General features: G+C 47.7%; 3 protein-coding genes and 1 CRISPR repeat array. Of the genes, 2 read left to right on the top strand and 1 reads right to left on the bottom strand.

Annotated elements, in window-relative coordinates:
* Nucleotides 1–5: 5 nt before the first annotated feature.
* Both csy3 and cas6f read left to right on the top strand, forming a co-directional pair.
* Nucleotides 6–1,049, top strand: coding sequence for a type I-F CRISPR-associated protein Csy3 (gene csy3 / locus KDM90_RS10320; protein ID WP_212675527.1), 1,044 nt, complete (start codon nucleotides 6–8; stop codon nucleotides 1,047–1,049).
* Between the two features lie 2 nt (nucleotides 1,050–1,051).
* Nucleotides 1,052–1,654, top strand: coding sequence for a type I-F CRISPR-associated endoribonuclease Cas6/Csy4 (cas6f, locus tag KDM90_RS10315; RefSeq protein WP_212675526.1), 603 nt, complete (start codon nucleotides 1,052–1,054; stop codon nucleotides 1,652–1,654).
* Nucleotides 1,655–2,017: 363 nt separating this feature from the next.
* A CRISPR array of direct repeats spans nucleotides 2,018–8,468; the repeat unit is 28 nt; unit sequence GTTCACTGCCGCACAGGCAGCTTAGAAA.
* Nucleotides 8,469–8,677: 209 nt separating this feature from the next.
* Here the strand turns inward: cas6f and KDM90_RS10310 are convergent.
* The gene (locus tag KDM90_RS10310; protein WP_212675525.1) at nucleotides 8,678–11,062 is read right to left on the bottom strand and encodes a DEAD/DEAH box helicase; all 2,385 of its coding nucleotides are present in this window, start codon (nucleotides 11,060–11,062) and stop codon (nucleotides 8,678–8,680) included.
* Nucleotides 11,063–11,356 lie beyond the last annotated feature (294 nt).

The raw sequence follows: 11,356 nt of genomic DNA, 5'->3' as shown, positions 1-11,356 counted from the left end.
ACATCATGGTAACAAACGCAACGCAAACAATTGGCAAAGCCTCAGTACTAGCTTTTGAAAAAAAACTTGTACCTTCCGATGGCTACATGTCTGGTACGACTTGGGACAATCGTCTTGCTCATACGACGCCACTGGCGTTGATTGAGAAGTCAGTGCGTGGAACTATTTCCAATAGGCTGAATAAGGCGTTAAAAGATGACCCCGCAAAACTCGATGCTAAGGTAGAGAGTCCTAATTTGCAGACTGTGGATGTGTGCGCTTTAGGGCAAGAGCAAGACACGCTAAAATTAGTTTTTACGCTGAAAGTGTTAAGCGGGGTAGAGCGCCCCTCAGCATGTAATAACGCTGGCTTTAATTTAAGTTATACCAGTGTTGCGAAAGCTTACATTGCAAAACATGGTTTTACTGAATTGGCTAAGCGTTATGCAACCAATATTGCTAATGCTCGTTTCCTGTGGCGTAACCGTGTCGGCGCTGAAAAGATTGAAGTACACGTTAAAGTGTTAAATAAAGGTAGTGAAACAAGTTGGATTTTTGATGCTGCACAAATTCCTTTAAGAAGCTTTGATTCGAGTGACAATAAAATCAGCGAACTCGCAGTACGGATTGCGAACGCTTTGTCAGGACAAGATAGCTTCCTAATGTTAGAAATTAATGCGTATGCGCAAATTGGTAAGTCGCAAGAAGTATATCCGAGTGAAGAGCTGGTCTTAGATAAAAGCAATAGTAAATCGAAAAAGAGCAAAATTCTTTACGCGGTTAATGGCAATGCAGCCATGCATTCACAAAAAATTGGTAATGCATTGCGTTCTATTGACACTTGGTATCCAAATTATGAAGACCTTGATACGGGACCTATTGCGATTGAACCGTTTGGTGCCGTAACTAATTTGGGCGTAGCGTACCGGAAACCTAAAGATAAGGCGGATTTTTATACATTGTTTGATAAATACGCCCGCGGTGAAGCATTGGCAAATGAAAACGAAGAACATTATGTAATGGCGGCTTTGGTACGTGGTGGCGTATTTGGAGAAAGCGATAAGGAGTAGTCATGAAATATTATCTCGACATCACTCTTTTACCAGACGCGGAAGCCAACCTTGGCTTCCTTTGGCAGAAGGCCTTTCAACAAGTGCATATTGCTTTAGTCGATAACAAAATTGGTGACAATGAATCTGCGGTCGCGATCTCCATCATAAATTATGGCGACAAGGATTTTCCTTTAGGTAATCAACTGCGGCTGCTGGCTAACACGGAGGAAGATTTGCAAAAATTGGACATTCATCGCTGGTTAAATAGGCTGAGTGACTATTGCCATATTAAGCCGATTAGATCTGTACCATCGGGCGTCTCACAATATGCTAGTTTTAAGCGCAAACCGGTTAAGTCAATCGAAAAAAAGGCGCAGCGTAGAGCGGTGCATTTAAATAAGCCTTACGATGAGGTGTTGGCTTATTTGCGAAAAGAAGCACGATCAGGGGATTGCAAGTTGCCGTTTATTAATATGGATAGTCAAGAAACTAAAAAACGGTCAGGGCCAGGTGATTCGTCTCACTTTTTAATCTTTATTGAAAGAGTGCTTGGAGATAGGCCAGCTGAAGGTAAATTTGATTGTTACGGTCTAAGTAAAACCGGAACAGTTCCGTGGTTCTAAATTTGAGATCGATCACTCCATAGTAGTCAAATTTTAAGACTCTGATCAACATGTCGGTGTATGGTCACAAAACGGTAACGAATACATTTGCATCAAGGATCTAGCCCGTTTTAAGAACAGTGATCACACCGACGACTGGATTCGAAACAGGCCGTTCAGTACGAATAGGTAACTGACACCATATATTCGTCATTGGAAGGTGTCTGGTCAAAACGATCAAACACCAATTTAGCCCAATCAAATTGCTCTTTAAAAAAACATTATAAAAATCAGACAGTTGCAACAAGTCGTTAGAACATTGGTGAAAGCCGAAAAAATGCGCTAAGTGATTGTTGCAACTTATTTTTTTCTTTATACAATGCTGTTCACTGCCGCACAGGCAGCTTAGAAATTTCGGTGTGATGGCTCGTGCGGCTACTGGTAGTTCACTGCCGCACAGGCAGCTTAGAAATACCATATGTGGAGGAACCCCAAACGCACGACGTTCACTGCCGCACAGGCAGCTTAGAAATAAGTCAGAAAAAGTTTTTGCAAGCAAGTCTGGTTCACTGCCGCACAGGCAGCTTAGAAATGATACGAATGCAACCGAATCAGCCGAGAATTGTTCACTGCCGCACAGGCAGCTTAGAAATTAAATTCATCAGCGATATCAAGCAATGCATTGTTCACTGCCGCACAGGCAGCTTAGAAATGATTATATTAATGTCGCACTAGCATCTACTCGTTCACTGCCGCACAGGCAGCTTAGAAATCTCAAACATATCTGACGCTCAGCTTCACGCCGTTCACTGCCGCACAGGCAGCTTAGAAAGCAAAGATGCGCCGAATGTCGGGGTGATCATTGTTCACTGCCGCACAGGCAGCTTAGAAAGTGCCGAAGTCATCATCTACAGTTGGGATCGTGTTCACTGCCGCACAGGCAGCTTAGAAAGTAACGCATGTACAAAGCAACAGCATCAACCGGTTCACTGCCGCACAGGCAGCTTAGAAACGAACCAATGATAATGTTTGCGACAATATCGCGTTCACTGCCGCACAGGCAGCTTAGAAAATTTTGCAATTGTATTGGGATCATTCTTTATCGTTCACTGCCGCACAGGCAGCTTAGAAACTGAACAATGGTTTGTAAATTCGCGGAGGAATGTTCACTGCCGCACAGGCAGCTTAGAAAATAAAGAAAGTCATTTACTCCCAACCCAACCTGTTCACTGCCGCACAGGCAGCTTAGAAAAAGTTGGTTTTTCATCGCGAGCTCATAAAGCAGTTCACTGCCGCACAGGCAGCTTAGAAATTTCAAAGTTAAAGCCGCATTTCAGGCGGCATGTTCACTGCCGCACAGGCAGCTTAGAAATTAATAGCCGCTTTGTCAAAACCTTTGCGATTGTTCACTGCCGCACAGGCAGCTTAGAAATACTCGTCTCGATATTGATTCTTGCGGGTACTGTTCACTGCCGCACAGGCAGCTTAGAAAATGCGCAAGGTTTTTCTAAAATTGCTCGTAAAGTTCACTGCCGCACAGGCAGCTTAGAAACGACAAATCTGGGGTGGTTATTTGACTTGTTCGTTCACTGCCGCACAGGCAGCTTAGAAAATCGCGGAAAGTGCTAGGCAAATGATCGGTATGTTCACTGCCGCACAGGCAGCTTAGAAATGCTTGAACTGTCAGAAAAATTTGTATTTCTCGTTCACTGCCGCACAGGCAGCTTAGAAATTTGATAAATCCTGTAAAGAATTCATGCACGGGTTCACTGCCGCACAGGCAGCTTAGAAAACTTTTTGCAGACGCGACAAGGTCTCAACCGTGTTCACTGCCGCACAGGCAGCTTAGAAAACAAACGTTTTAACAACGCACCGCGCAATTGCGTTCACTGCCGCACAGGCAGCTTAGAAAATTCTGAAGAATATTCGACTTGAGACTTTTTATGTTCACTGCCGCACAGGCAGCTTAGAAAATCGGCACGGCGATCGTCGCTCGCACCATGTCGTTCACTGCCGCACAGGCAGCTTAGAAAGCTTGGACTAATTGCTGTTCCGTCTGAAAAATGTTCACTGCCGCACAGGCAGCTTAGAAAACTCAACGGCAAAGCAACATCCCTGCGTCTGCGTTCACTGCCGCACAGGCAGCTTAGAAATTCAGCCGCACGAATCATTAACAAAAATGCCGGTTCACTGCCGCACAGGCAGCTTAGAAAAAGCGACTTTGCCAGAGCATAGTCAGATTCGAGTTCACTGCCGCACAGGCAGCTTAGAAAAGGCCAACCGCGCGGTGTTCCTTTCATTGCACGTTCACTGCCGCACAGGCAGCTTAGAAAAAAAACGGAAAAGAAAATAGCGGCTCTTTTTCGTTCACTGCCGCACAGGCAGCTTAGAAATGACAAAAAATGCGACCAAAGCGACCAGCAAAGTTCACTGCCGCACAGGCAGCTTAGAAATTACCGTTGACGATTGGAACAAAGTCGAAAGCGTTCACTGCCGCACAGGCAGCTTAGAAAAACCTCTACATAAATATCGAGCATGTCATCTGGTTCACTGCCGCACAGGCAGCTTAGAAATTTCTATTAATTTCTGTTTGCTCGATCTTCACGTTCACTGCCGCACAGGCAGCTTAGAAACAGACGGCAAAACAGGCGGGAATGCGATTAAAGTTCACTGCCGCACAGGCAGCTTAGAAACGACTTTCTACCTTGATTTTTGCATGGTAACAGTTCACTGCCGCACAGGCAGCTTAGAAATCGGAAAATTCTGCATCTTCAAATAATGATGCATTCACTGCCGCACAGGCAGCTTAGAAATGAGAAATAATTATTGGCTAATGCGTATTCATGTTCACTGCCGCACAGGCAGCTTAGAAATGAACTAATATCATTTCATTTCCTTTAGGCGAGTTCACTGCCGCACAGGCAGCTTAGAAAGTTATTTCTAATCCACGATTGACACGCACCGAGTTCACTGCCGCACAGGCAGCTTAGAAAAATAATGAAATTTTCCTTCGTAATGTGAATATGTTCACTGCCGCACAGGCAGCTTAGAAATTGCAGTTAAGATCAGTCCAACAATGAGCATAGTTCACTGCCGCACAGGCAGCTTAGAAATATTTGGTCTGACGTGTCAACTTTTGACGGAAGTTCACTGCCGCACAGGCAGCTTAGAAACAGGACTTGCATTAGTATTTGCTCCACCACCCGTTCACTGCCGCACAGGCAGCTTAGAAATTAAGAACTCAGACTTAATCGCTTTTTTGTTTGTTCACTGCCGCACAGGCAGCTTAGAAAAGAAACTAAATACGATCAGCGCAAATGCACCGGTTCACTGCCGCACAGGCAGCTTAGAAACAGGTAAGATAGTTACTAATGCGCGTGGAGGTGTTCACTGCCGCACAGGCAGCTTAGAAAATTAAAAACGCTCGAAAATCGCTTTCTTTAGCGTTCACTGCCGCACAGGCAGCTTAGAAAACGAAGAAAACATGGAGAAGAATCGAGGCAAAGTTCACTGCCGCACAGGCAGCTTAGAAATATTAAAAAAGACAAGGAAGGCGATAGACTATGTTCACTGCCGCACAGGCAGCTTAGAAATATTTCCGATCTTTGCCTTTGGCTTTGGTGCTGTTCACTGCCGCACAGGCAGCTTAGAAAATAAAACAGGAGAACAAAATGCAAAATTTTTTGTTCACTGCCGCACAGGCAGCTTAGAAATCAAGGGATTGCGGTCGGTGAATACAATCCAAGTTCACTGCCGCACAGGCAGCTTAGAAAAACACGGTCGATCCGATTGGTCGGTGAATTGCGTTCACTGCCGCACAGGCAGCTTAGAAAAGAAACTAAATGCAATAAGAGCAAATGCACCTGTTCACTGCCGCACAGGCAGCTTAGAAATTTCGTAACGAACCTAACACCGCGATTATATAGTTCACTGCCGCACAGGCAGCTTAGAAATCGCCCATTTCGTTAATCACTAAGATCATCACGTTCACTGCCGCACAGGCAGCTTAGAAATTGAATGCGCAAGTACGGCACATTGTATATAGGTTCACTGCCGCACAGGCAGCTTAGAAAGCCACCTGGAGGCATGCCAATTGGTTCTGCAGGTTCACTGCCGCACAGGCAGCTTAGAAATAAATTTGAAACTCTCCAGTTTTGGGGGCGTGGTTCACTGCCGCACAGGCAGCTTAGAAAAGAGAAAAAAAACTAAGATGGAGTTGCAAAACGTTCACTGCCGCACAGGCAGCTTAGAAAGCCCGAAATCGCGAAGGCGTACAGCGAAGCTCGTTCACTGCCGCACAGGCAGCTTAGAAAGCGCGGAATTAGTAAGCCAGAAATCACGGGCGGTTCACTGCCGCACAGGCAGCTTAGAAATTAATCACTTTTATCTATGAGCCTAAGTTTAAGTTCACTGCCGCACAGGCAGCTTAGAAACTCAGACCGAAGAAGTTCAGTATTTTCAAGATGTTCACTGCCGCACAGGCAGCTTAGAAAAAACCCGGGTGCGTTCCCATTCACTTCGGGCGGTTCACTGCCGCACAGGCAGCTTAGAAAACGTCACGCAAGGTCGCCAGATTGATGCTGGCGTTCACTGCCGCATAGGCAGCTTAGAAATATTCAAGCACCTACTGTCGATGATTCTGTGTGTTCACTGCCGCATAGGCAGCTTAGAAATTTTTAGTCTTGATTTTCAGCGGTTCCTGCACGTTCACTGCCGCATAGGCAGCTTAGAAATTTGACTCGAATGCGTAATGATTGGCCGGCTTGTTCACTGCCGCATAGGCAGCTTAGAAAAGCAATCACACCCGCTGTTGTGTGGCCGCCTGGTTCACTGCCGCATAGGCAGCTTAGAAAGCACATTGGCAAAATATCTCGGCAGCGTTGAAGTTCACTGCCGCATAGGCAGCTTAGAAATCTATAATCATATTTGCCCGAATTTCGGGACTGTTCACTGCCGCATAGGCAGCTTAGAAATTGCACAACCCTTGTGCCTCGCGGAGCAACACGTTCACTGCCGCATAGGCAGCTTAGAAATGAGCCACGTCACCATTCGCATAATTCGCGTAGTTCACTGCCGCATAGGCAGCTTAGAAATACTCCTGCGACTGTTGTTGATGGTGCTTGTCGTTCACTGCCGCATAGGCAGCTTAGAAATTGTTCCGCACATTAAGACACCAGCACAGCCAGTTCACTGCCGCATAGGCAGCTTAGAAAACCTCCTCCTCCGCAATACGGGCTTGATGTGCGTTCACTGCCGCATAGGCAGCTTAGAAAAGTCAACGCATTAAGATCGCTACGAAATTGGAGTTCACTGCCGCATAGGCAGCTTAGAAAAAAAGACGAAGGCGCGATGCCTGAGCGAGTAAGTTCACTGCCGCATAGGCAGCTTAGAAACCAATTGCTGGAGGTGATGAGGTTTTCCGCGCTCGTTCACTGCCGCATAGGCAGCTTAGAAAATCTCGCAATACGTTGATGCAGGCGGTCATGTGTTCACTGCCGCATAGGCAGCTTAGAAAATAAGTCTGCAAACGTCGCTTTAATACCAAACGTTCACTGCCGCATAGGCAGCTTAGAAATGCACGTTAATAAACGCTAAAGCCGTGGCGAAGTTCACTGCCGCATAGGCAGCTTAGAAAGTTCCAAGTCCTTGTCGATCTCGTGCCGAAACGTTCACTGCCGCATAGGCAGCTTAGAAATTCACAGAATCACAGTGCTATCGTTCCCCCCGATTCACTGCCGCATAGGCAGCTTAGAAAATAAAGCAGGGTGCTTTACTTTGGCAATTTGAGTTCACTGCCGCATAGGCAGCTTAGAAAGGTATAAATCGTCAGATTTTTTAATTTGGTCTGTTCACTGCCGCATAGACAGCTTAGAAAGCTAAGAAAAAATGAACCTCCGAGGGCTCGCAGTTCACTGCCGCATAGGCAGCTTAGAAAGTATTCATTCCAGTAAGCTACAGCAGCAACGGGTTCACTGCCGCATAGGCAGCTTAGAAATGACATGGTGCCTTGATGCCAGCTAATAAAAAGTTCACTGCCGCATAGGCAGCTTAGAAAGTTTGGCAGTCGTGTGATACGACCGGACTCAAGTTCACTGCCGCATAGGCAGCTTAGAAATATTTCGCGTGATGTGCTTCGAGAAGCCCCTTGTTCACTGCCGCACAGGCAGCTTAGAAAAATACACGCCAGAACTTTCAGAAACCTCTGCAGTTCACTGCCGCACAGGCAGCTTAGAAATTCTATCTGGATGTGGTGGGCAGGGAGAGGAAGTTCACTGCCGCACAGGCAGCTTAGAAAAATAATTTTAGGGGTTCAAAATGAAATTCACAGTTCACTGCCGCACAGGCAGCTTAGAAATTGATACGCTGAATTGACCGCTTGATTAAAAAGTTCACTGCCGCACAGGCAGCTTAGAAAATGTACTCGCCGTCGGTGGGTTTGCTTGTCAGGTTCACTGCCGCACAGGCAGCTTAGAAAAAGTGCGCGTCGAAGATTCACCTGGCAAGCCAGTTCACTGCCGCACAGGCAGCTTAGAAAGTGGTTTCGCCAACTGGCATTGGTACGCCTAGGTTCACTGCCGCACAGGCAGCTTAGAAAAGCGCCAGCTAATGCGATTGCCGTTTCGATTTGTTCACTGCCGCACAGGCAGCTTAGAAAATAATTTCGCGTGATCATTTCCGTGTCGCGATGTTCACTGCCGCACAGGCAGCTTAGAAATTTGGAGGTTCCGTCGAAAAACCTGAGCCAGAGTTCACTGCCGCACAGGCAGCTTAGAAAATTCGCGCCATGTCCTGAGCCGATGAAAATGGGTTCACTGCCGCACAGGCAGCTTTTTTAGTGTTTTTCCGACATGAAAAAATTCGCTCTTTGTTGGCGATTTAAGTCTATTTGTGACAATTCGGATTTGATACTTCTGTGTTTGTCTACAGCACTGTACTTTAAGGACATCGTTCTCGATGGCTGTAAGAATTGAGTGCCGAGAAAACTCGTAAGCAAAAAAACCGCCACAAAGGCGGTTTTCTCCATTCAAGACGAAACTAGAGTTACTATTTCTTCCCCTTCGTAGCCGCCTTCACAGTAGCAAATCTCCCACCACTACCACCACGCGCCGTGACTGGTTTTTTCTCGCGTTTGGTTTCCTTCTCCGCTACACGGCGATTACCACCCGTGATACGTTCTTTCAGAGGAACAGGCTTGGCATTGACGAGCATGGTGCTGGTGCCGATTTCTTTGATCTCTAGTTTTTTTCCTGCGACCCAAACGCCTTTGAGGTGATTGAGGATATCTTTTGGCATTCCGATTGGTAGATCGACTGTCGAGTAGTCGTCAAACAGGCCAATGTGGCCGATGAGTTTGGCGTCTAGGCCCGCTTCGTTGGCGATGGCGCCGACGATGTTGCCTGGGGTGACTGCGTGTTGTTTGCCGACTTCGATGCGGAAGGTTTGCATTGGAATTGCGACTTTGCCTTTTGTTTCTGCGCGTTTTTTATCGGCTTTGGCTGGCGCTGCTTCGTCGGGAAGCGATGCGGCGCGGGCGACGACTTGATCGAGTTTGCTTCGATCTTCGCGTGGGGCGCGCTCTGCACGTTCAGTACGTTCAGTACGTTCAGTACGTTCAGCACGAGGTGCGCGTTCTGTTCGTTCACTGAATTTGCGTGGTGCTTCGTCTTTGCTGCTGGCTGCTTCGCCATCCGCACGAATATTCAAAGCTTGCCCAGCGACGCGCACGCTCTTTAAGTGCGTGAGCATGTCTTTTGGCAAGTCTTCGGGTAAATCTAAGACAGTGTAATCGTCGTAGATGTCGATGCGTCCGATAAATTTGGATTCGATATTCGCTTCATTCGCAATCGCACCGACGATGTTGCCGGGCTTGACGCCGTGTTCGTGTCCGACGGCGATGCGGAAAGTGCGCATGCCTGGCTCGGCTACGCGTGGACTGTGCTCGCGGCGTGGACCACGGCTTTCACGTTCACCGAATCGGTCGCCACGATCATTGCGGTCACCGCGATCGCCACGCATAGGGCGATCTCCGCGTTCGCTGCGGCTGCCGCGTGAGCTGACTTCATCGCGCCAGCTGTCGTCGTTTTTGACTTCGCGCTTATTTTTATCGAGTAATAGAGGCTCGTCGCCGCGTGCCATTTTGGCGAGTGCAGCGGCGATTTCGATAGCGGGGACATTGTGTTCTTGTTCGTACGATTCGATCACGCTGAGGAATTGTTCGAGTTCACCTTCTGCTAGCGTATTGGTGATCTGATCCTTAAAGCGCGCAATCCGCACATCGTTGACTGCTTGGATGGTCGGCAATTCGAGTGGTGACACGGGTTGGCGCGTCGCGCGTTCGATCGCTTTTAAGAGATTTTTTTCGCGTGGGGTGATGAACAAAATCGCTTCGCCACTGCGACCTGCACGACCCGTACGGCCAATGCGGTGGGTGTAGCTCTCTGGATCATACGGCACATCGTAGTTGACGACGTGGCTAATGCGTTCCACATCGAGGCCGCGTGCAGCAACGTCAGTGGCGACCAAGATATCGATCTTGCCGTCTTTGAGTTGTTGAATCGTGCGTTCACGTTGTGCTTGTTGAATGTCGCCATTGATCGCAGCGACGGAGAAGCCGCGCGCTGATAATTTCGACGCGAGTTCTTCCGTGCCGAGTTTGGTACGGGCAAAGATGATCATGCCGTCAAAGGTTTCTGCTTCGAGAATACGTGTCAAGGCATCAAGCTTGTGCATGCCGCTGACCAACCAATAACGTTGGCGGATATTGTCGGCAGTGCCGGTTTTTGCAGCAACCGTGATTTCGGCTGGCTTGTTCAAATAGGTTTGCGCGATACGCTTGATGACGGATGGCATGGTCGCAGAGAACAGCGCGGTTTGATGACCTTCAGGTGTCTCTTGCAAGATACGTTCTACGTCGTCGATAAAGCCCATGCGCAACATTTCGTCGGCTTCGTCGAGTACCAGTGTTTTGAGTTGGGATAAATCGAGCGAACCTTTGTCCAAGTGATCAATCACGCGACCTGGGGTGCCGACGACGACGTGGACGCCACGACGTAATGCGGACAATTGCGGACCATAGCTTTGCCCACCGTAAATCGGTAAGACATGAAAATCGGGAATATAGCGCGCATAGGTTTGAAATGCTTCGGCGACTTGAATCGCTAATTCACGGGTTGGTGCAAGTACCAAAGCTTGCGGTGCGCTCTGACGGATATCGAGATTCGACAAAATAGGCAACGCAAACGCTGCTGTTTTACCCGTTCCTGTCTGTGCTTGACCTAAGACATCGCGCCCCTCTAACAAAGTTGGGATGGTGGCAGCTTGAATCGGCGAAGGCGATTCGTATCCAACGTCGCTGAGCGCACGTTGGATGGCATCACTCAATTGCAAGTCAGCAAAGGTGATGGTAGGGGAAAGTTTGGCTTCAGACATGGGGTGGGCTCACTAGAGGAACATCGGGTACAAGAGGCGCGTTTTTCGCAGGATGCAAAAAAGCATAAGGCGACAGTTTACTCTTACCTGCGGTTTCTACCTAATTTTAACGAGGTCTTCCGAGAGTTAACCGGCATTTGGCCTGAAGTCTTGTCGAATTGCTCTTGAATTCAAGGGAAAAAGAGGAAAAAACTCCGCTAGGACAAATAGCTTGATGACAAAAAGTTATGCATTTGCGAGGGGCATGCTGATCGTTTGATGGCAAACCTGATTGATAAGGTCGAGTTGAACGGT

It is taken from the genome of Affinundibacterium fentianense (genome assembly GCF_018139545.1).
Lineage (GTDB): Bacteria > Pseudomonadota > Gammaproteobacteria > Burkholderiales > Burkholderiaceae_D > Undibacterium > Undibacterium fentianense.
This window is presented reverse-complemented; position numbering and strand designations above follow the sequence as displayed.

What these genes read in the sequence shown, in the direction of transcription:
- csy3 (WP_212675527.1), top strand. Translation starts at nt 6, where the DNA reads ATGGTAACAAACGCAACGCAAACAATTGGCAAAGCCTCAGTACTAGCT.
- cas6f (WP_212675526.1), top strand. Translation starts at nt 1,052, where the DNA reads ATGAAATATTATCTCGACATCACTCTTTTACCAGACGCGGAAGCCAAC.
- KDM90_RS10310 (WP_212675525.1), bottom strand. Translation starts at nt 11,062, where the DNA reads ATGTCTGAAGCCAAACTTTCCCCTACCATCACCTTTGCTGACTTGCAA.